This is a genomic window from Mesorhizobium cantuariense, from assembly GCF_042647205.1.
GTDB classification, from domain to species: Bacteria; Pseudomonadota; Alphaproteobacteria; order Rhizobiales; family Rhizobiaceae; genus Mesorhizobium; species Mesorhizobium cantuariense.
This window is the reverse complement of record NZ_JBHRVD010000001.1, coordinates 314,940-336,311: the sequence shown is the minus strand read 5'-3', so window position 1 is coordinate 336,311 and position 21,372 is coordinate 314,940. Positions and strand designations below refer to the sequence as shown.

The 21,372-nt window shown below is 59.6% G+C and carries 14 protein-coding genes and 1 pseudogene; 10 read left to right on the top strand and 5 right to left on the bottom strand.

Features of this window, described 5'->3' with window-relative positions:
* Nucleotides 1-113: 113 nt before the first annotated feature.
* The 9 genes from ACFOJ9_RS01540 (at nucleotide 114) to ACFOJ9_RS01500 (ending at nucleotide 11,550) form a co-directional block, all read left to right on the top strand.
* Nucleotides 114-1,097, top strand: a complete 984-nt coding sequence (locus tag ACFOJ9_RS01540) for an ABC transporter substrate-binding protein (protein WP_378976612.1) — start codon at nucleotides 114-116, stop codon at nucleotides 1,095-1,097.
* Nucleotides 1,098-1,525: 428 nt separating this feature from the next.
* A complete protein-coding gene (locus ACFOJ9_RS01535; RefSeq protein ID WP_378976610.1) occupies nucleotides 1,526-2,722 on the top strand; it encodes a serine hydrolase domain-containing protein in 1,197 nt (398 codons plus the stop codon).
* A 416-nt stretch (nucleotides 2,723-3,138) separates the two neighbouring features.
* Nucleotides 3,139-4,254, top strand: coding sequence for an ABC transporter ATP-binding protein (locus ACFOJ9_RS01530; RefSeq protein ID WP_378976608.1), 1,116 nt, complete (start codon nucleotides 3,139-3,141; stop codon nucleotides 4,252-4,254).
* The gene (locus ACFOJ9_RS01525; RefSeq protein ID WP_378976606.1) at nucleotides 4,251-5,165 is read left to right on the top strand and encodes an ABC transporter permease; all 915 of its coding nucleotides are present in this window, start codon (nucleotides 4,251-4,253) and stop codon (nucleotides 5,163-5,165) included. The genes ACFOJ9_RS01530 and ACFOJ9_RS01525 overlap by 4 nt, the downstream gene beginning before the upstream one ends.
* A 1-nt stretch (nucleotide 5,166) precedes the next feature.
* Nucleotides 5,167-5,982: an ABC transporter permease gene (locus tag ACFOJ9_RS01520; RefSeq protein WP_378987493.1), complete on the top strand. Its 816-nt coding sequence runs from the start codon at nucleotides 5,167-5,169 to the stop codon at nucleotides 5,980-5,982.
* Nucleotides 5,983-6,319: 337 nt separating this feature from the next.
* Nucleotides 6,320-7,387, top strand: a complete 1,068-nt coding sequence (locus ACFOJ9_RS01515; RefSeq protein WP_378976604.1) for an ABC transporter substrate-binding protein — start codon at nucleotides 6,320-6,322, stop codon at nucleotides 7,385-7,387.
* An 81-nt stretch (nucleotides 7,388-7,468) separates the two neighbouring features.
* A complete protein-coding gene (locus ACFOJ9_RS01510; protein WP_378976602.1) occupies nucleotides 7,469-8,839 on the top strand; it encodes an MmgE/PrpD family protein in 1,371 nt (456 codons plus the stop codon).
* 84 nt (nucleotides 8,840-8,923) lie between these two features.
* Nucleotides 8,924-10,297 (top strand): aminotransferase family protein, encoded by a 1,374-nt coding sequence (locus ACFOJ9_RS01505; protein WP_378976578.1) that lies wholly within the window; start codon nucleotides 8,924-8,926, stop codon nucleotides 10,295-10,297.
* 98 nt (nucleotides 10,298-10,395) lie between these two features.
* Complete coding sequence (locus ACFOJ9_RS01500) at nucleotides 10,396-11,550, top strand: M20 aminoacylase family protein (protein WP_378976600.1); 1,155 nt, start codon at nucleotides 10,396-10,398, stop codon at nucleotides 11,548-11,550.
* A gap of 1,104 nt (nucleotides 11,551-12,654) precedes the next feature.
* Here the strand turns inward: ACFOJ9_RS01500 and ACFOJ9_RS01495 are convergent.
* The 5 genes and pseudogenes from ACFOJ9_RS01495 to ACFOJ9_RS01475 form a co-directional block, all read right to left on the bottom strand.
* Nucleotides 12,655-13,035, bottom strand: a complete 381-nt coding sequence (locus tag ACFOJ9_RS01495; RefSeq protein ID WP_378976598.1) for a PaaI family thioesterase — start codon at nucleotides 13,033-13,035, stop codon at nucleotides 12,655-12,657.
* 367 nt (nucleotides 13,036-13,402) lie between these two features.
* On the bottom strand, nucleotides 13,403-14,338 hold the full coding sequence (locus tag ACFOJ9_RS01490; RefSeq protein WP_378976596.1) for a BKACE family enzyme: 936 nt from the start codon (nucleotides 14,336-14,338) through the stop codon (nucleotides 13,403-13,405).
* Nucleotides 14,339-14,622: 284 nt separating this feature from the next.
* Nucleotides 14,623-15,964: pseudogene (locus ACFOJ9_RS01485) on the bottom strand (IS1380 family transposase).
* A 206-nt stretch (nucleotides 15,965-16,170) separates the two neighbouring features.
* On the bottom strand, nucleotides 16,171-17,493 hold the full coding sequence (ltrA, locus tag ACFOJ9_RS01480) for a group II intron reverse transcriptase/maturase (protein ID WP_206073813.1): 1,323 nt from the start codon (nucleotides 17,491-17,493) through the stop codon (nucleotides 16,171-16,173).
* A 503-nt stretch (nucleotides 17,494-17,996) separates the two neighbouring features.
* Nucleotides 17,997-18,968 (bottom strand): helix-turn-helix transcriptional regulator, encoded by a 972-nt coding sequence (locus ACFOJ9_RS01475; protein WP_378976594.1) that lies wholly within the window; start codon nucleotides 18,966-18,968, stop codon nucleotides 17,997-17,999.
* Between the two features lie 1,218 nt (nucleotides 18,969-20,186).
* Here ACFOJ9_RS01475 and ACFOJ9_RS01470 point away from each other — a divergent pair.
* Nucleotides 20,187-21,167 carry a reverse transcriptase domain-containing protein gene (locus ACFOJ9_RS01470; protein WP_378976592.1) on the top strand — a complete coding sequence of 327 codons (981 nt, stop codon included), beginning with the start codon at nucleotides 20,187-20,189 and terminating at the stop codon, nucleotides 21,165-21,167.
* Nucleotides 21,168-21,372: the final 205 nt, after the last annotated feature.

Genomic DNA, 21,372 nt, shown 5'->3' with positions numbered 1-21,372 from the left:
TGAAAAGCGCCGCGGGGTTAGCGTTCATTTCGGCGACCCCTGGCCTCTGGCCTTCGCACGCCGCGGGCGCCTCCACTGACGACCTAGTTGCCGCGGCCAAGTCGGCGGGACAGATGAAGGTGGTCCTGACTGCCGGCACCGGGGTCTATTACGACGCGCTCAAGGAATTGTTCTACGACCCCTTCACCAAGGAGACCGGGATCGAGACAGTCCTTGTCAGCACCGGCGGCTATTCTGAGGTCCAAACAAAGGTGCGCGCCATGAGCGAAGCGAATAACATGGAATGGGACGTCTTCGCCACGACCTACGACACTGTGCGGTCGCCGGCGTTCGCGAACTATGTCGAGGATCTGGGCGATTGTTCGGAGTTGCCCAATGTTGAGTCCGAGGGAGTCGACGGGTCGTGCTTAGGGAAGGCGGTTCTCTGGGCCGCGACGGGCAACGGCATCGCCTACGATGAAAGCGAGTTTCCGAACGGAGGCATGAAGAACTGGCCCGATTTCTGGGACGTAAAGGCGTTTCCGGGTCCACGGGCCCTCCCCAATTTCGGCAGCCCTTGGTACGTGCTGAGCGCCGCATTGCTTGCGGACGGCGCCGACCCAAAGGATGTCTACCCACTGGACGTCGACCGCGCGTTCAGGAAGCTCGACGAACTCAGGCCGAACATCGCCGTATGGTGGACCAGCGGTGACCAAGCTCAGCAATTGCTGCGGACCCGAGAAGTGGTTGCAACAATGGTCTGGAATGGACGTGTCGCAACGCTTCGCAAAGAAGGATTCCCGATTTCCTTCGTGTGGAACGGTGCCATGCTCGACGCAGATGCGCTTGGTATCACAAAGGGCGCGCCGCATAAGATTGCCGCTATGGCACTGCTCAACTATATCTACGCGCGCCCAAAAGCAGCCGCGGAATTCGCCAAGCGGCTGAACTACGCGATACCTAACAAGCATGCCGACGATTTCCTGGATGCCGATGTGGCGTCGAATCTGCCGACCGCACCAGAGAATTGGTCCAAACTCGTGAAGTCGGATGCGGCTTGGCTGGCGGAAAACAGCCAAAAGCTTATCGAGCGCTGGACTGCGTGGATTAGCGGCTAGACAAAATTGCACTCTGTTCTCGAATCACCGCGGACGGCTGGAGTAAAAAATTCACGAGTTGCTCCGGTCGTTAGTTTGTAATTTTGGCGACCACTAATCGGCAGTTGAGCCTGCTATAATCGCAGTTTGAGGTTTGAGGCTGCGGGCTGGAAGTTGCAACGGAAACCGAACGTCTGTGATTTTACGAAATGTCTCGTTGCGGGATCATCTGTGCCTCGTCAGGTAAACCGCGCACCACCTATCTCGATCATAAACGTCCGTAACTCTGGTTGCTCATGCGCTGACGGTGATTCCGAGTAAGTTAGTCCACTCAATCTCGTCAGCACATCCGGCGTGAACGGGAAGGCGCGCCTCTGCGCCGGTCGCGAAAACGGCGAGGGTGGCCAGAATTGCCGGCATGATCCGGAATGGGATTGGAGGAGGAAAGCGTGAACGATACCAGCCCCGACTGGCAGCCCGATCCGATGGGTCCCGGCGCGCCGATCATTCCACCAACTGAGTGGGATCTTGCGCCCTACAACCGCTGGACGTTTCAGCGTGTTCGTGAGTTTATGCCGACCGCGTCGATCTGGCGTGGCCGGGGACCTGTCTTGCCGTTGCAGGAGCGGATCAAGGACATCGATGGCATCGAGTTTGAGGTTGGCAGACGGCGTTCCACCATTCGCGAATTTTTGGACAAGAGCCTTACCGACGGATTCCTCATCCTGTCCCGCGGCGAGGTCATAGCTGAAAGATATATGAACGGACTAAGGCCGCACTGCCAGCACCTCGCCATGTCGGTATCGAAGTCGATTACGGCTACCGTATGCGGCATACTTGTCCACAGGGGGCTCATCGACACGGAGAGCCGGGTGACACGGTATCTGCCGGAGTTGGAAGCGACAGCCTATCGCGGCGCCACGGTGCAGCAGGTGCTGGACATGACGACCGGTGTGGTGATCACCGGACCCTACACGAAGGCTTATACTCATCAACACATGCTCATGCAGGCTGCAGGATGGAGGCCGGTTGAATACCACGATTACCCACAGACCACATGGCAGCTCCTCCTGAGGCTGACCGAGCAGGAGAGCCCGCATGGCGAACGGTTCAATTACCGTTCGCCCGAGAACAACGTGTTGGGTTTCATCGTGCAGCGTGCGAGCGGAAAGCGGTTCCCGGAGCTCGTCAGTTCCGAACTTTGGGCGCCGATGGGAGCGGAGCAAGATGCCTATGTCACCGTCGACCGTGGCGGCTTTCCCTGCACCGACGGCGGCTTCAATGCGACTCTTCGTGATTATGCTCGCTTCGCGCTACTGCACCTGCGCGGCGGAAAGCTGAATGGAAAGCAAATCGTCCCGTCGGAATGGGTCGAGGAGACGCGAAGTGCTAGTCGCGATCTATTCCGAATGTTTCAGGGCGCTAGAGAATATTTGCCGAAAGGCGCCTACCACAACTCATTCTGGATCGAGGATCCCGAGCAACGGGCCTATATATGCAGCGGGAATGGCGGACAGCTCATCTACATCGACCCGCAAACCGATTTTGCGGCGGTGAAACTGTCGTCTTTGCCGGGACCCGAGATTGGTGGAATCGAGGCGCTGCAGGCTATCCGCGCCATCAGGGATGCGTGCTTGGCCCGCTGAGTTGGTGACCGGAACGACAGCTGCGTGGATCCGCCTGACCGGGCAGTCCAAGCTCAGTAAGACGACAGTTGGGAAAAGGCTACAATCTAAGAGGTGCATGGCGTTGCGGCTCGCACCCGTTGATTTCGACCCGCTTGTGATAGGTGGCGACCGGCGAAGGCGATCACACCCCGTTGAGGCGCTCAACTCCGCAATTCACACTTTTGCGCTACTCTGTCGCCAGCATGATCATTGATGCACCGTAGTGGAGCAAAGATCCTCCAGCCATAATCAATATGGCATTATCATAATGTGTGTGGGCTTTGTGCTGAGCGTCCCGATGTCTAGCATGATAAAATGGAAGACCATTCGGATCGGGATCAAGGCGAACTGTGATGACACAGGTCTGATTCAACTGAACATAAATGGGGAACGTAATGAAAGGTGAAAGGGTCACGGTCCGTGAAATCCTGAAACGCTACGGATCTGTCACCGCGGTCGAGGATGTGTCGGTCGATGTGGAAGCGGGAGAGTTTCTCTCGCTCCTCGGGCCCTCGGGTTCCGGCAAAACGACCCTCTTGATGATGATCGCGGGCTTTGATCTGCCGACAGCGGGGCTCATTGAAATCGGTGCGAGGGACCTGACCTACGTCGCGCCCAACAAGCGCAATGTAGGCATGGTCTTTCAGAAATATGCCCTCTTCCCCCACATGTCGGTGCACGACAACGTCGCATTCCCCCTGCGCATGCGTAAGATCGATCGCGCGCAGATCGCGCGCCGGGTCGGCGATGCCCTCGCCATGGTCCAGCTCGATGCCTATGGCGACCGGATGCCCACCCAATTGTCCGGGGGGCAGCAGCAGCGTGTTGCCCTCGCGCGGGCGCTGGTCTTTGAGCCCCCCGTGCTCCTGATGGACGAGCCGCTCGGCGCGCTCGACAAGAAACTGCGCGAACAGCTGCAGATCGAGATCAAGACTCTTCAGCAGCGTCTTGGCGTTACGGTCATATATGTGACCCACGATCAGGAAGAAGCCTTGACCATGTCGGACCGCATTGCGGTCATGAACGATGGTCACATTGTCCAGATCGGTAGTCCGGCCGATCTCTACAGTGAGCCCGCCTCCCCATTCGTCGCGGATTTCATCGGCAAGATGAACTTCCTGTCGGTCGAATATCTGGGATCCGAGAAGGCCGGCCACCAGATCAGGGTCGCCGACGCCTCGACGCTCAGCGTGACGCGTTCGGTCAACGGACGCGCCGTTGAGCTTTCTCCCGGACTGTCGCTGCAGGCTGCGATCAGGCCAGAGAACATCTCCCTTGCCGCACGCGGGTCCGGCGGTCCTCACGCCATCGCCGGAACCGTCGACACATCGATCTATCTCGGCACACACCAGATTCTTCTGGTTAACATCGATGGACGCAACGGCCCTCCACTGCATATCCAGACATCGGCAAGCCGAGACCTGTCGGCATTCGCGCGGGGCGATGCGGTCGACATCCTGTTCCAAGCCGATTCTATTCACCTGTTTTCAGGCAAGGACGGCGTTCAATGAACAGTCTGGACGTGTCTCCCGTCAGTCCCGCCCCCGCGTCACGTTTTGGGCGGCTCTTCGTGGTCACCGGAACCGGCGGCAGATATCCCCCGCTCTTGACGGCTTTGCTGCTGCTGCCCCTCCTTCTGCTTTTATTCTTTAGCTTTCTATACCCGGTTGGCCGCATGCTGGTCGGTAGCCTGTTCGACCCTGGCTTCACCTTCGACAACTATGTCCGCATGTTCATCGAACCACTTTATCTGAAGGTTCTGCTGCGTACGCTCTGGATCGCATTTGCGACGACGGTCGGCGCGTTCGTCCTTGGATATCCGGTTGCCTTCGCCATGGCGCGCGCGGGCGGCAAGCTCAGCCTCTGGATTGGAGCCTGCGTCCTGATCCCGTTGTGGACGTCGGTTCTTGTGCGCTCCTATGCCTGGATCATTCTGTTGCAGCGCAGGGGCGTCCTCAACGATATCCTTATTGGAACCGGCATCATCGAAGAACCGCTCAAGATGATCTATACCGTAGGCGCGGTGATCGTCGCCATGACACATGTGATGCTGCCATTCATGATCCTGCCGATCTATGGCGCCCTACGGACCATTCCAAAGGAACTGACCCAGGCCGCCGCAAACCTCGGCGCCGGCGTCTTCGCTACCTTCTTCAAGGTGACCTTGCCGCTCAGTCTGCCCGGCGTCTTTGCCGGCACGCTGATGACCTTCATCCTTGCACTCGGTTTCTACATCACGCCGGCCCTCGTAGGCGGCCCTCAGACCCTGATGATGGCGACATTGATCGGACAGCAGACGACGGTCTTGCTCAACTGGTCGTTTGCTGGCGCACTGGCTACGGTACTTCTTGTGGTTACCTTGGTGCTCACCTTCATGTTCCGCAGGGCCTTGGCCACCTCTAGAGGATTTGCCAATGTCTGAGATGATCGCCTGGAGCCAGACGCGCCAGTTTCGTCCCCTCGTGCTCGGCAAACTCGCCGCAGGCGCTGTTATTGGGCTAATCCTGTTCTTCCTGGTCCTGCCCACGCTGATCGTCATACCGATCTCGTTCGGCAGTGCCCCCTACATCGAGTTTCCGCCCTCGGGACTGACGCTGCATTGGTACGGCCAGTTCTTCAGCGACCCAGACTGGATCGCGGCGACGCTTTTCAGTCTGCGCATCGCCTTCTTCACCACCATTTCAGCGACGCTCGTCGGAACCCTTGCCGCGGTCGGCTTGGTCAGAGGCGATCTGCCGGGGAAATCGCTTGTTCTCGGTTTGGCGCTCAGCCCCCTGATCGTTCCCCATATCATCATAGCAATCGCACTTTATCTTTTCTTCGCGCCGCTTCAGCTGACGGGAAATTTCTTCGGATTTCTGTTAGCCCACACCATGCTGACCGTTCCTTATGTAGTAATTGCCGTCTCGGCGTCGCTGCAGCGTTTCGATCCCATTCTCGAAATGGCTGCCCTTAATTGCGGGGCCGGGCGCGGCCGCGCCTTCTTCGAGATCGTCCTGCCGCAAATCACCCCTGGCGTGATCACCGGCGCGGTTTTCGCCTTCGTCTCCTCGTTCGATGAGGCAACCATCGCCTTTTTCATCTCCGGCATTGGGGGTAAGACGATAACCAGGAAGCTGTTCGAGGACATCGACTTCAATCTCACCCCGGTCATCGCAGTCGTCTCCACGGTCATCGTTGCTATCTCAATCCTGCTGATGGGCACGATACGCCTATTCCTGAACAGAGCAAATCCCTGATCATCTTCCTGCCCAGCCTGCCCTTCAAGTGACATGAAAGCGGTTGCCGGGCCCCTCGCCGGCGCTGCGACGGCAAAACCTGGTGCTTGCGCGATCGTTGTCACCTCTGCCGTGTCTGGGGTCAGACGGCTCATAATTGGAATAACGAAGCCGCCGCGCTCATAACTGATGGGAAATTCTAAAGAAGCCCAAAAATTCTTACACTGCAGTTGTTGAGCCGCAACGATGAGCCGCACTCGCCGGGTACCAAGTGATCAGATTCAATGAAACGTGAGAGTGTAACGTGATCTCGATTCCGCTCTTGTATCGATGGTCAAAAAGCCCTCGGGGTAGAAAAATGAAGACCAAACTCGTGGTTGGACTTTATGGACTCGCGGCGTTCTCGCTGGTCGCTTGCGTGCCGCTCGCGATGGCGCAGGACCGCCAAGTCGTTTTAGCAGGCTTTGGGGGTGCCTACGACAAGGTCATCCGCGAATATTGGTTGAATCCATTCGAAGAGGCCACCGGCATTAAGGTTGTCGTAGTCCCGACCGCTAATTCTGCCGAACTGCGTGCCAAGGTGCAGGCGATGCTCGAAACCGGCAACGTCACACTGGATATCTTCGTTGACGGCGAAATGGACGCCGAGGCGCCGTCCCATGCCGAGCGAGCGGAGAACATTGACGACTTCTGCGCGCAGTTCAAGGGCCGAGCAGATCTACTGCCTGGCTCCTGCAAGGCATCAGGCGTCCTCTGGGGACGAGGTGCGACGCTGATGACCTACAACAAGGAGCATTTTCCCAACGGCGGTCCGAAAACTTGGGCGGAATTCTGGGACACCGAGGCCTTTCCCGGTATGCGTGCCATGCCAGCGCAGCCGGACGCCTGGCGGCAATTGACTGCGGCGCTTTTGGCCGACGGCGTGCCCATCCACGAGCTCTATCCGATGGATGTCGATCGCGCATTTAAGAAGCTCGACGAATTGCGGCCGCATGTGGGGCTGTGGTGGACGACCGGCGACCAGACGACACAGGGCTTCCGCAACGGGGAATATGATGCCGGCTTCATGTGGATGACCCGCACCACGGCGCTCAAGAACGAAGGTCAGCCCATCGAATGGTCATACGATGGAGCGCTTCTGGTGGGCGATCGCTACGCCATTGTGAAGGGCGCGCCCCACAAGGCAGAAGCGCTTGAACTGATGAAATTCTTCCTGGACTCGCCCGAAGTGCAGGGGAAGATTTGCGAAGCCCTTGCCTGTATGCCGCCTAGTACGGAGGCGCTCCAGTACATGACTGCGGAAGCGCGGGCCAAACTTCCAACCGCCGAGCAGATCAGTTCAAAAATGGTGGTTCCGGACGCCGAGTGGATCAACGCAAACAAGGCAATGCTTATCGACCGCTGGAACGACTGGATCCAGAATTAACCACCCTCCAAATGAGCGGGGCCTGCGGCCCACACGTCGAGCCCCACATTTTGCTTTGCATTCTTGACTAGGTTTGAAAACATGTCGCTGACACAAGACGTCGCCAATAAGGTCGCCAGCCTCACATATCACGAGCTGCCGCCACACATACGTCACAAGGCGAAGCTTCTCGTGCTCGATCATGTAGGCTGCATGATTGCGGGAAGCGCGTCGCGTGGGGCCAAGCAGATGACGCCTTGCCTCGGGCGGATAGATTCGGGTGGGGCCAGCACCGTTTTCGGCACGTCGCTGCGCTTCCATCCCGCCAATGCGGCCCATGCCAACGCACATAGCGCCAGCATGTTGAGCCTCGATGACTCCTACATCCTTTTCGGACATCCCGGCGCGTCGATTATCCCGGCCGCCCTCGCCGTAGCCGAAGAGGTCGACAGTTCCGGCAAGGAGGTGATTGCAGCGATTGTGGGCGGCTACGAAATGTCTCTGCGCCTTGGCACCGCCATGCGCCCCAGCGAGGAACGCGACTGCCAAGTCAAGGGCTACGCCACCTGGCAGATCTTCGGCGCCTGCACAGCGGCAAGCCTGTTGTACCGATTTACCGCCGCGCAGATCGCGGATGCCTACGGGTTGACCCCAATGCATGCCCCACTCCCCTTTCTGCGCAAGTTTCACTCGCGGCCGATGAGCCTTTTGAAGAACAACTATGGATGGGCGAACAAGGGCGCCATCACCGCGGTGGACCTTGTTCGTGTCGGCTTCCACGGCAATCGCACCATCTTTGACGGCGATGATGGGTTCTGGGTCATGGCCGGGTCCGACCGCTTTGAACCTCAGAATATGCTCGACCGGTGGGGCGAACGCTACTTCATCCTCGAGACCGGCTTCAAGCCGTATGGCGTCTGCCGCTGGATCCACACGGCAGTTGATTGCGTGCGCGCGTTGCTGAGCCGCCACCGTTTTGGCCGCGCCGACATCAAGAGCATTCACGTTGAGACGGTGAGCGAGTTCGTCCGCGACTTCAACGGCCCATGGCCACAATCGACGGTCGAGGCAGCGTTCCATATCCCCTATGCGCTCGCCCTCGAACTGCACGACAAGTCGTCCACGATAGGTCTGCGCGAAGACGACTTGGCGGACAAAAGCCTCCACGAGACTACGTCGCTAATAAGTCTTTCAACGCTCGCCGGCGCCGATGAGAAGTTCTACGCAAAAAAGCTCCTGCCTGCCCGCGTCAGCGTCACTCTTGAGAATGGCAAAACCGTTTCCGCCGAGGCCGAGATTCCGACCGGCGCGCCCGGCGGGCCGGCTTTTGGGCCGGCAGAGGTGGAAGCCAAGTTCCTCACTCTGACAAGCCCCATTATCGGGGAGGCGAATGCCGTGCATTTGAAGGAAGCTCTCCTCGAACTGGAATCTCTTTCCGTCCGCGACGCACTTAAACCATGCGCCGTGGCGTGAGCGTCGCGCATAGATGCGACGCCGCTGAAAGAGGCCGCCCTCCGCTTTCCGAAACCAATTAACAGCTCAGGAATAAGCAGCAAGATGTCCACACAGAGCACGCAGCCTAAACCCGTTCAAAAAGAGTCTTCCGGCGGGGCCTTCTACGCTGGGCGCGGCGTCACCAAAACGCCCATGATCTCGCATGCCAAAGGCATCTTCTTCTGGGATACCGACGGCAAGCGCTATCTCGACGGGTCGTCCGGCGCGGTCGCCGCCAATATCGGCCATGGCAACGAGCGCGTATGCGACGCCATGATCGAACAGGCCAAGCGCTTTAGCTATGTCGTCCGCACGGCGTTCACCAGCGAGGCGACCGAAACGCTGTGCAGGATGATCTCGGAGCTTGCAGGCCCAGGATTTGATCAGACTTTTCTTGTCTCCGGCGGTTCGGAGGCCATCGAATCTACCCTCAAACTTGCGCGTCAATACGCCGTGGTCACGGGTCAACCGAAGCGCTCGAAGATCCTTGCGCGTATACCAGGCTATCATGGTTCGACGCTCGGCGCCGCCGCGGTCACCGGAGATCCGGATCGGGACCAGATGTTCGGCCCGATTATGCGGGTAATGCCGAAGATTCCGGCACCATTGAGCTATCGCCTCCCTGAGGGCTACGACCTCCACTCATATGCTGACCACTGCGCGGACGAGCTCGAAAGACAGATTCTCGCGGAAGGTGAGGACACGGTACTCGCTTTCATCATGGAACCGGTCGGCGGCGTCGCCACCGGCGCATTGGTCGCGCCGAACAGTTACTATTCCAAGGTTCGGAAGATTTGCGACCGCTACGGCGTTCTGTTGATCTTCGACGAGGTCATGTGTGGCGCGGGCCGGACCGGAACTTTTTTGGCCGCTCATCACTGGCCCGACGCGCTGCCCGATCTTGTCGCTTGCGCGAAGGGCTTGAGCGCCGGATACACGCCGCTTGGCGCTATGATTGCGCCCAACAGGATCGTTGACAAGGTCGTCGAGTCTGGTGGCTTCTTGCATGGCCACACCTATTCCGGCAATCCCCTTTCCTCGGCGATCGGAGTTGCGGTTCTCAGTGAGTTGGTGAACCAGAATCTGATGGGAAATGCCCAGCGCATGGGCGTCATCCTTCGTCAAAAGCTAAACGCATTGAAGGACAGAAGCACAACTATTGGCGACGTGCGCGGCATAGGGCTTTTGAACGCAGTAGAGATCGTCGAGGACAAAGCCACCAAGGCTATTTTCCCCGCCGCTAGGCAGGCGTCTTACCGCGTCTCGGAAATCGCCCGCGATCTTGGCCTCCATATTTATTCTCGCCGCGCTGCGGGCGGAAAATTCGGAGAGTGGTTCATGGCAGCTCCACCGCTCATCATAACGGAGCCGGAAATCGACCTCTACATGGAGCTTCTCACAGAGACGTTCCGGATTTTTGAGAGTGAGATCCGATGACGCCCGCCTGTCTCCATCCTGAGCCGACACAATCAACGTTGGGTGACTCTGATATGCAAGGCCCGCTACCTCTGCCCTCACAGGCTCGCTTCGCCGGGATGACGCCGAACCAGGACCTCATAGCAGCAGCGACTGCTTGGCGTCGCGACTTTCATCGCTACCCTGAGCTTCTGTTTGACGTCGACCGCACGGCCGCACGCGTCGCCGACCTCCTCCGAAGCTTTGGGTGCGACGAGGTCGCGCCCGGCATCGGTCGAAGCGGAGTCGTTGCGGTCATCCGGGGTGGATCTGCACCGGCCAGTCGCACCATCGGCATCCGTGCCGACATGGACGCTCTGCCCATCATTGAGGCGACCAATCTGCCTTACGCCTCGGCGACTCGCGGACGCATGCACGCTTGTGGGCATGACGGGCATATGGCCATCCTGCTTGGCGCCGTAAAGCATCTCGCCGCGACGCGCGCCTTTTCCGGTACAATGGTCGCGATCTTCCAGCCTGCGGAGGAGGGGGGCGGCGGTGCCAAGATGATGGCCGAGGACGGCCTTTTCGAGCGTTTCGGCATCGAGGAAGTCTACGCTCTTCACAACATGCCAGGTATGAAGGTCGGGACTTTCGCCCTGTCGGGCGGTGTAATGCTCGCCGCATCCGACCGCTTCGACATCAAGATTCTCGGCAAAGGCGGACACGCGGCCCAGCCGCACGAAACCATCGATCCAATCCTAGTAGCAAACCACGTAGTCAGCGCACTGCAGAGTATAGTCTCACGGAGCGTCGACCCTCTTGACCCGGTAGTGCTCTCGGTCACATCCATCCACGCTGGCGACGCCTATAACGTCATCCCGTCTGAAGTCGTTCTGAAGGGCACTGTCCGGACCTTGTCAGACACCAGCCGCGACAAAGTCGAAAGCCACGTCGGCGCCTTGGCCACCTCCGTCGCCAAGGCGTTTGGCGCAGAGGCCGAACTCGACTACCGCCGTGGTTACCCGCCGACGGTAAATCATCCTATCCAGGCCCGCATTCTTGGCGACGCCGCGGCACGCTTTGCTGGAGATACCGCGGTGCAGCGCGACATGGCGCCCATAATGGCCGCGGAAGATTTCTCCTACATGCTGAAGGCCCGCCCCGGCGCCATCATCTTTATGGGAAACGGCATGACCGCCGCCCTTCATCATCCCGAATATGATTTCAACGACCGCGCTTTGCCCCTCGGCATTGCGCTATGGGTCGACCTAGTGACCAGAGAGCTGAATTAGAATCAACTTAAACGTGCGGTGAACAAAGGATTGGGACAACGAGCTATGTTGTGAGCAACGCCAATTATAGGCATGTCTCCGCGGGCTGCTACGGAAAGCCTGTCGGCACAGCCTGTGCCGACGCATGCGCAGGAAGCTAATAGACACACGTTCACCGTCATCGAGAACAATGGATTCCGCTCAAGGACGGAACTCGCTTGGCAGCCCGGATTTGGATGCACCCAAAAGAAATACGCATTCGCATGCCGTCAGGGTGTACGTCGATCAGGCGAACGATATTCGCCAGAAGACTGTCGCTCGAAAGGGCGAGCTTCAATGAGTACATCCCCGACAAACGCATTCTTCTTCCAGCACCTCACTCTCTAGGATCAGAGAACCCCGTCGTCTATTCGCTGGCCGCCCGTCATCTGGCCGCTCTCCGAACCCCACAGTTCACCGGCGGCGGTATCTGTATCAAGCATCAAGCGGCGAAGGCTACAGTACTTTTCTGCTCCTTTGTTGGAGATATGCTTATCTAGCGTGTAACGATAGTACGCTAATACTGGGCCTTGCCTACCTGTTCTTGGCAATCCAATAGCCCGGATGTCGCTCGCGCCGAACTGCAGGACGCCGCCCATCAAGGATGAAAGCTCGCATTTGCTGATCTCGTCGGCGTCACTTGGCTTGTCGCGTAGCCAATGATTCCAGGAGACTAGGCGATAGCTTTGGTCAGGTGGCCTGCACCTGGTCCCGGGGGCCCAATGGCATAAAGTGAAATATAGGTGCTTCGGAATTGCCATGAGGGGTGGCCCCAGCAAGAGCAGCACAGATCCGTAGGTGGGAAACAGAACGGCATGGAGAGAGAAGCCGGAGGTCGGGAACCTGCGTCAGGCAGAGATCGCGCTGGCGAATTGGCGGGGCCATCGCGATGCCCCCCATGCTGCCGCTTGGCGTCCCGTTAGTCCACGCAGTCCCGATCGCTAGCTGTGCCTTAAACCAGCTGGTGACCCAGGCCGCCCATGCTCCTGTTTGCCGATCCAACTCCTGCTGCCTGCGGCAGAGGAACGGCATGCATGAGTTAGGCCTTGAGGTCTTGACGCCAATCGTGAACCTGGTCTGAAGTGGTCAGGCCTTGGCATCGATGTGGATCTGCGTCTGCCAGACATATGCGCAGATCTTCCCGTTTTCATCCCGCACAACCGTTTGCCATACCGATGTCTGCCGGCCCAAGTGAAGCGGTCGGCATTCAGCGATAACTCTCGCCCCAGCGCAGGGGCGTACAAAATTCGTCTTGGATTCGAGCGTCGCCGTTCTCTGCGTCGCTCCGAGATTTTGCAGCGCTCCCATTGCGCCAAGGCTGTCCGCAAGTGACATAAGTATCCCGCCGTGCACCGCGCCGACGGAATTGATGTGTCGGTTTTCGATGTCGATATGCGCGGTGATGCGTTCCGGGGAGATCTCGTCGAGCATAATCCCAAGCGTCTTCTGAAACCCTCGGGTCGGCATACACCTGATTTCCTCGTCGCTCCAAGGCCCTGGTACAGTCCGGATGGGATTGAAAGTCGCTTTCTCGCTCATTACCCGCCTACCCTCACATTACTGCTCAGCATCGATTGCCGTGGCAAGGCCAGCCATGGCTATCGCTCGGCAGACGCTCCGAGTGCGTCGACCAAAGCTTCACAGCCACCGCCGTGCGGATCTGAAGGGAAAGATTGATCGGTCCCTGGCGGGGTTGCCGTTGACCCGATCAATAAAGAGGAGGAAGGGGTGGCCGGAGGCTGATAGGAATCGGGTGGGACTCTTGGCCGTGTCTGATGCCTCGGGGATTTCAACTGCGCTCCTGACCGTCACGCGCCCCACCACCTTTCGCGTCTCAACCATCGGCACGGCCCTGCCCTTTGAGCCCCAGCATCTCCCGGGCCTCGTCCGGTGTTGCGACGTCGAAGGACAAAAGGGTCAGGATGGACCGCATTCGCGCCACCTGCTCCGCATTGGACCTGGCGAGCCTGCCTTTCTCAAGGTAGAGGTTGTCTTCCATCCCCACCCGCACGTTCGAGCCCATAGTTGCCCCCATGGTACACAGCCGGAACTGATGTTTTCCCGGCGCAAGGACAGACCAGTGATAATCAGAGCCGAACAGCCGGTCGGCGACGTTGCGCATGTGAGTCATGTTGTCCGCATCGAGGCCGATCCCGCCGCTGAACCCGAATACTGTTTGGATGATGAAGGGCGGCGTCAGCAGGCCGATATCTGCGAAGTAGGCGACGTTGTACAAATGCCCCACGTCGTAGCATTCGCATTCGAAGCGTGTGCCGCCAGAACCGACTTCCTTGATTGTCCGTGTGATGATGTCTTCGGTATTCGGATAGACCCGGGACGGCGCTGCGACGAACAGTTCCTGCTCCCAAGCGTGCTGCCAATGCTCGAACTTCTCGAGAATCCTTTGCCGTCCGTAGGGAGAAATCGATCCCATATTCAGCGAGGCCATCTCCGGCTTGAATCGCAGGGCGGCCGCGATCCTGTCTTCGACGGTCGCCTTTGGCCCACCACTCGTCGTGATGTTGACGATCACGTTGGACTCGCGGCGCACTCGGTCGATTGCGGGCGCGTATACGTCCGGATCCGGTGTCGGACGGCCATCCTCCGGATTGCGGGCGTGGAAATGGACGATGGCTGCGCCCGCCTCCGCCGCACCTATCGCCTCCTCGGCGACCTGCTGCGGAGTGATCGGTAGATATGGTGACATTGTTGGCGTGTGCGCCGCACCCGTAACCGCGCACGTGATGATGACTTTGCGTCCAGCGGACATGAAATCGCTCCAGTGGTCTAACTGGATGATCTAGTCGGAATGCGATTCAGTGCGCGACACACGAGAGTTATTCCACGGAGCGAAGATTTATTATCTGGCTGCAATCACCTAGCCCGCTTGATGCACGGCGATCGGCTTTCGGCGGCCTGCATGGCGATCTGGCCGCCCTCGGAGTGCATTTTGACAAGCCTCGTCGGGCGCCGGCGATGATCCGTCGTGATGGAAGGCGGGGGTTTGCGGGTTGAGGTCGGCGGGTTTGTTTCGGGACGTCTGCGCCCCATCGTTTATGTCGCGAGTTGCGGGATGCGGCTGAGGACGATGCGCAGAATACACTGGTCGGGGCAGGATGTCGGCAGGTGCAGACGGATCTGGGTTTTCATCTCGACCACGCGGGCGGCGATCTTGATGAGGCGCAATCGCAGCGTGTCGAATTGGGCGACGGCAAAGCTCGAGCGTTTCGGCATCGCGGCGCGCAGGCCCCACATCAGCCAGTAGGCGCCGGCATGCAGGAACAGCCGGAACTGGTTGGCCGTCGCTCTTGTGCAGGAGGTGCGGTCGGCGGCGAGATGCGTCTTCCACGACTTGATGTGGTTCTCGGCAGCGCCGCGCCGGCAGTAGACATCCTCGTAGAGCGCCTTGGCCTTGCCACTTGCAAGGTTGGTGACGATGAAGCGGGTATCGGCACCTTGGGCGCCGACCTCGACGCGGGCGATGATGCGCTCGACGCGGCTCCAACTGGCGGCGCCGTCAAAAAACTCCTTGAAGCGGCGGACCTTGTTCGTCTTCGATGACACTTCAAAGCGCGCCATCGTGCTGGTTTCCAGGTCCGCGACATGCTTGCGCAGGGTCGTGGTGGGCGCCACGCCGAGGATGAAGTCGACATCGTTGGCGCGGCACCAGTCGATGACCTGCGGGCTGCAGTAATGCCCGTCGGCCCGGATAAGGATGCCGGTGTTCGGCCAGTTGCTCCGGATCGCCCGCACCAGGCGGCGCAGGTGGGGGCGGATTTCAGCCCCGCTCGGCCGCTTCGCTGGTCGCAGGACCGCACCGACGAACCGGCCGTCGCCATCGAACACAACAATCGGCTGGAAGCCGTATTCGTCGTGATGGGCGTTGAAGAGACGAAGCTGCTGGCCGCCATGCACGGCGTCAAAAGTGTCGTCAATGTCGAGCACGATCCGCTTCGGAACCTGGCGGAAGGAAGAGCAATAGAGGTCGACCATCGCACGGCCCATAACGACCAGTTCCCGCACGCCAGGCAGGTTCTCCAGCCGGCACATCGTCGATTGAGAGGCCAGATCCCAACCCGAAGGCAGCGCATCCTGGGCCATCTTGAAGACCGGATCGTAGCGCAGCCGGTTGGCGTCGTTGCTATCCTCATAACCGGCGGCGATCATCTTCATGCGAAAGCCGATCATATCGGCCACGCTATGGATGACCTGGTCCGGGCAGCGCGGATCATCGATGCAGCGCGCCAGACGGTCCGCCACCCGCAGCCGCTTCTCCACCTCGGCCAGAGCCAGAACGCCGCTGTTGGACGACAGGATGCCGCCGTCGAAACGGGCGACGACGGACTTTGCCGCCGACAGATGACAAACCGGCGAGCGGCAGCGTAAGATCATTCATGGTGGGTGTGGTCTCCGGGAAATGGTTCGAATCGGCTTCGACAACAAAATCCTACGTCATTTCAACGGCTTGCATCACATCCACCAACTCCCAGTAGAGTCGAGGAGGGGCGCGGTGGCTTGGGCCGTGTTGGCCTCGCTCCGTCTCCCTTCCCCGCTCATCAAACCGGACGTGCGGATTTCCCGCATCCGGCTTTCCGACTGGTTTCATCGTGAGGCACGCGGCGGCGGTCCAATGTGCACGCGTCGAAGACGCAGGACACCAAGTTTTCCGAAGACAATGTCGTCGGAGAAACGCTGTGTGCCGCGTCCTTGCACCTTGTGCCGTTTGCGCAGGAAGGCGCGAACACGGTCATAGACGTGGTTGTCGACCGCTCGATAGGCCGGCAAGCGTGTTCCATAGCCAAAGTAGCCTGACCAGCCGCGCAGAAGCCTGTTCAACTGGGTGCAGACCACGGGCCACGGCTCTTTGTTGCCGTTTACCAAGTGATCGCCAATCTTCGTTTTGATCCGTTGCACGCTCTTCTTGGATGGGCTCGCACCCAGGTACCAATGGCCGTCTTTCCGGTAGCGGTGAGGTCCGAACGTATAGCCAAGGAAGTCGAAAGGCTCCGTGCGGGCATCCTTCAGCGAGGTCTTCGCCTCGTTCAGCGTCAGCCCGAGTTTTGTCATCACCGAACGTGTCCACGCCAGCGCCTCGTCCGCGTGCCCGCGGCTGAGGATGACGAAGTCATCGGCATAGGAGATGACATGCGCACGGAACGCCTCGCCGCGTCCGGTGAGCCGCCAATGTTTCAGGAACCGGTTCATGTAGATGACCGAGAGCAGCGGACTTGCGACCCCACCTTGCGGCGTGCCGCGCGTGCTGCTCTTACCACCGCTCACGTGCCGTTTCCCGTCACCGTCCCGCTCTTCGATCGGCGCTTTCAGCCACAGCTTGATCAGCCGCAGCACGTGCCGGTCGACAATGCGCCGGGCCACCGATGTGAGGAGGTCCGAATGCGGAATCGTGTCGAAGTATTTCGACAAATCGGCGTCTACCACGTCCGTGTAGCCCCGGCAGACAAGCCGGTGCACTTCCTTGATTGCGTCGGTCCCACTGCGTCTGGGCCGATAGCCATAGGCACCATCCTCGAAGTCCGCCTCGAATATCGGTTCCAGCACCAGCTTGGCGGCGGTCTGAACCACCCGGTCCCGAATGGTCGGGATGCCGAGCGGACGTTCGCCGCCCCCCGGCTTCGGGATCATCACCCGTCGCACCGGCTGCGGCCGGTAGGTCTTCGAGACAAGTTCCTCGCGCAGGCCCGCCAGCCACCTCTCCGCGCCTTCCGCCTCGATCTTCGCGAATGTCACGCCGTCCACGCCCGGCGAACCCGCATTGGCGCGGGCCAGCGCATAGGCATGGCGCAGCATGTCCTCACGGCAGATCTTGTCGTAAAGCACGTAGAAGCGGAAAGCGGGCTCCGCCTTCGCCTTACGATACAGCTTCCTCTGCAGGTGCCTGATCTTTTCGGGTGTTTCGAGGCTCATCGCCAATCACCCCCTCCTAACCAACTTCGAAAGCACACCAGAAGTCAGGGCCCTTCCCTCCACCGGCATTACCCGGCTTCAGCGGTATTATGACCCTGTCCGACTCCCACCGGCACCGCCGCCCTGACGGCTGCGTTGAGGCCGCTACCCTCATGCCGAGCGGGTCTCCCCCGTTACCCGCATCACCCTTCCGACGTGCCGTGCCCATTACCCCGGCGGATCGAACGGGTGCACATGTCGATTGCTTCCCCGTTCGCGCGGCCTTCCCCGAAATTCAGGCGGGTCGGCATCCACATCATCACTTTCGAGGCCTGCTCAGGCTTCACTCACGTTACGGCCCATCGGATTGCTCAACCGCCCAAGGCGGCCTTTGTCACGAGGCTTCGACCCGGCCAGTTACCCGACCGAGCCGCTCGTCAGCTACCAGACCAATCGACTACTATCTGGGTGGAACCTTCCTCCACTGGTGATATGCGCCATCGGGGCGCACTGAATAAGACGGGCTAGCGCCCGCGTGCGCCTTTTGGCGTGGTCGCAAATTGTCGCTTGAAGGCGGTACAAAAATTTGAGGCGTGAGCGTAGCCGACCTCGTAGGCGACCCGTTTGAGAGGGCTACCGCCGCTCTCCAGTAGCAATTTTGCTCGCTTCATTCTGCGCTCTGTGATGTATTGGGCGTAACTAATACCCGTTTCTTTGCGCAACTCATCCGACAGATCCTGCGTGGACACGCCGAGTGTAGTGGCGAGCTCCGCCAGAGAGGGCGGGTTGCTCAGGTTTGCTTCGACCATGGTCTTGACGTGTTCAATGCGATTCAAGGCCAGGTCGGAACGGGAAAGGAGTTCGCCATCGGACAGGAGCGTGCTCAGGCTGAGACAGAGGAGCTCTTGGGACTTAATGGAGATATGGCTTTTGGACAGCAATGGATGAATGCTGGGATTCAGCAATTGCTCGGCCGCCGATATAAGCGCATACGGGAGCGGTCGTGAATACCAGAATGCCTCGGCCTTATTACCGTCAAGCCCTGAAAGATTCGGAAAGCAGATCGGATAAAAACCAAACAGCGAGGACAATTTATCTGGCCAAACGCCGACGGAGAGCGACAACTCGTTGGCGCCACGGGTCCAGACACTTCGCTTGTTGAGTCCCGGCGGCTGGTAATAAACGGCGAGCGTCGGCGTAGTCAATTCATACTGATGCGCGCTACCAAGCTCGATCCGTCGCGATCCGGACAGGTGGAGCAGAAACACCATGCGCCCAAGGCCTAGTTCGTCGTCGTAAAATTCGTCCTTGGCCTGCAGCTTGCGTATTGTCAGACAGGGCTTTTCATAGTCAAAATGGCCGACCACCTGACCCAGGGCATGCTCCGCGGGGGGCACGAGGCGGTAGGTGCCGGTCGCTTCTCTTCCGTCGGCACGCTCGATGCGGAAACGGCTTCCGTCATTCAGACGGCGAACAAATTCATCCGTGTTGATCAAGCGCCAGCCTCGTCGGATGACAACGCAACGCATGCGACGATCACCGACCAGTTCAGGAAGGCCGATGAAACCATCGCTGCATCCCCGTTACTCTAATTGCGATACTTCTACGGCTAAAGTGTGGGAGCGTCAACCAGACGTCACCGTACCAGGACCCATAAGGCCGCATATGCATTGCTACTGGGTGGTACAGACGGGGGCCCCTGCCGCTCGCCGAACATAGGCGAAGAGGGAAAGCGTCTCCCCTTCTTGTCGACACGACGATGTTTTTCATACCGTGCGAGCGCGGCCATGGTAAACTTGGTGCGCCTGCGGATGCACCCAGCGTCGGACGGCGGCGCCATTCTACTTGCAGGCTGCCGACGCGGCTAGCCCGGAAAATTCAGTGCGCCCCGATGGCGCGTATCACCAGTGGAGGAAGGTTCCACCCAGATAGTAGTCGATTGGTCTGGTAGCTGACGAGCGGCTCGGTCGGGTAACTGGCCGGGTCGAAGCCTCGTGACAAAGGCCGCCTTGGGCGGTTGAGCAATCCGATGGGCCGTAACGTGAGTGAAGCCTGAGCAGGCCTCGAAAGTGATGATGTGGATGCCGACCCGCCTGAATTTCGGGGAAGGCCGCGCGAACGGGGAAGCAATCGACATGTGCACCCGTTCGATCCGCCGGGGTAATGGGCACGGCACGTCGGAAGGGTGATGCGGGTAACGGGGGAGACCCGCTCGGCATGAGGGTAGCGGCCTCAACGCAGCCGTCAGGGCGGCGGTGCCGGTGGGAGTCGGACAGGGTCATAATACCGCTGAAGCCGGGTAATGCCGGTGGAGGGAAGGGCCCTGACTTCTGGTGTGCTTTCGAAGTTGGTTAGGAGGGGGTGATTGGCGATGAGCCTCGAAACACCCGAAAAGATCAGGCACCTGCAGAGGAAGCTGTATCGTAAGGCGAAGGCGGAGCCCGCTTTCCGCTTCTACGTGCTTTACGACAAGATCTGCCGTGAGGACATGCTGCGCCATGCCTATGCGCTGGCCCGCGCCAATGCGGGTTCGCCGGGCGTGGACGGCGTGACATTCGCGAAGATCGAGGCGGAAGGCGCGGAGAGGTGGCTGGCGGGCCTGCGCGAGGAACTTGTCTCGAAGACCTACCGGCCGCAGCCGGTGCGACGGGTGATGATCCCGAAGCCGGGGGGGCGGCGAACGTCCGCTCGGCATCCCGACCATTCGGGACCGGGTGGTTCAGACCGCCGCCAAGCTGGTGCTGGAACCGATATTCGAGGCGGACTTCGAGGATGGTGCCTATGGCTATCGGCCCAGACGCAGTGGGACCGACGCAATCAAGGAAGTGCACCGGCTTGTCTGCCGGGGCTACACGGACGTGGTAGACGCCGATTTGTCGAAATACTTCGACACGATTCCGCATTCGGACCTCCTCACATCGGTGGCCCGGCGCATTGTCGACCGGCACGTGCTGCGGCTGATCAAGCTGTGGCTGAAAGCGCCGATCGAAGAGCGGGACGGTGACGGGAAACGGCACGTGAGCGGTGGTAAGAGCAGCACGCGCGGCACGCCGCAAGGTGGGGTCGCAAGTCCGCTGCTCTCGGTCATCTACATGAACCGGTTCCTGAAACATTGGCGGCTCACCGGACGCGGCGAGGCGTTCCGTGCGCATGTCATCTCCTATGCCGATGACTTCGTCATCCTCAGCCGCGGGCACGCGGACGAGGCGCTGGCGTGGACACGTTCGGTGATGACAAAACTCGGGCTGACGCTGAACGAGGCGAAGACCTCGCTGAAGGATGCCCGCACGGAGCCTTTCGACTTCCTTGGCTATACGTTCGGACCTCACCGCTACCGGAAAGACGGCCATTGGTACCTGGGTGCGAGCCCATCCAAGAAGAGCGTGCAACGGATCAAAACGAAGATTGGCGATCACTTGGTAAACGGCAACAAAGAGCCGTGGCCCGTGGTCTGCACCCAGCTGAACAGGCTTCTGCGCGGCTGGTCAGGCTACTTTGGCTATGGAACACGCTTGCCGGCCTATCGAGCGGTCGACAACCACGTCTATGACCGTGTTCGCGCCTTCCTGCGCAAACGGCACAAGGTGCAAGGACGCGGCACACAGCGTTTCTCCGACGACATTGTCTTCGGAAAACTTGGTGTCCTGCGTCTTCGACGCGTGCACATTGGACCGCCGCCGCGTGCCTCACGATGAAACCAGTCGGAAAGCCGGATGCGGGAAATCCGCACGTCCGGTTTGATGAGCGGGGAAGGGAGACGGAGCGAGGCCAACACGGCCCAAGCCACCGCGCCCCTCCTCGACTCTACTGGGAGTTGGTGGATGTGATGCAAGCCGTTGAAATGACGTAGGATTTTGTTGTCGAAGCCGATTCGAACCATTTCCCGGAGACCACACCCAC

Bases quoted from the DNA above. Each gene is read 5' to 3' on its own strand.
- ACFOJ9_RS01525 (WP_378976606.1), top strand. From the start codon at position 4,251: ATGAACAGTCTGGACGTGTCTCCCGTCAGTCCCGCCCCCGCGTCACGT.
- ACFOJ9_RS01520 (WP_378987493.1), top strand. From the start codon at position 5,167: ATGATCGCCTGGAGCCAGACGCGCCAGTTTCGTCCCCTCGTGCTCGGC.
- ACFOJ9_RS01530 (WP_378976608.1), top strand. From the start codon at position 3,139: ATGAAAGGTGAAAGGGTCACGGTCCGTGAAATCCTGAAACGCTACGGA.
- ltrA (WP_206073813.1), bottom strand. From the start codon at position 17,493: ATGAGCCTCGAAACACCCGAAAAGATCAGGCACCTGCAGAGGAAGCTG.
- ACFOJ9_RS01495 (WP_378976598.1), bottom strand. From the start codon at position 13,035: ATGCCGACCCGAGGGTTTCAGAAGACGCTTGGGATTATGCTCGACGAG.
- ACFOJ9_RS01540 (WP_378976612.1), top strand. From the start codon at position 114: ATGAAGGTGGTCCTGACTGCCGGCACCGGGGTCTATTACGACGCGCTC.
- ACFOJ9_RS01490 (WP_378976596.1), bottom strand. From the start codon at position 14,338: ATGTCCGCTGGACGCAAAGTCATCATCACGTGCGCGGTTACGGGTGCG.
- ACFOJ9_RS01505 (WP_378976578.1), top strand. From the start codon at position 8,924: ATGTCCACACAGAGCACGCAGCCTAAACCCGTTCAAAAAGAGTCTTCC.
- ACFOJ9_RS01510 (WP_378976602.1), top strand. From the start codon at position 7,469: ATGTCGCTGACACAAGACGTCGCCAATAAGGTCGCCAGCCTCACATAT.
- ACFOJ9_RS01515 (WP_378976604.1), top strand. From the start codon at position 6,320: ATGAAGACCAAACTCGTGGTTGGACTTTATGGACTCGCGGCGTTCTCG.
- ACFOJ9_RS01500 (WP_378976600.1), top strand. From the start codon at position 10,396: ATGACGCCGAACCAGGACCTCATAGCAGCAGCGACTGCTTGGCGTCGC.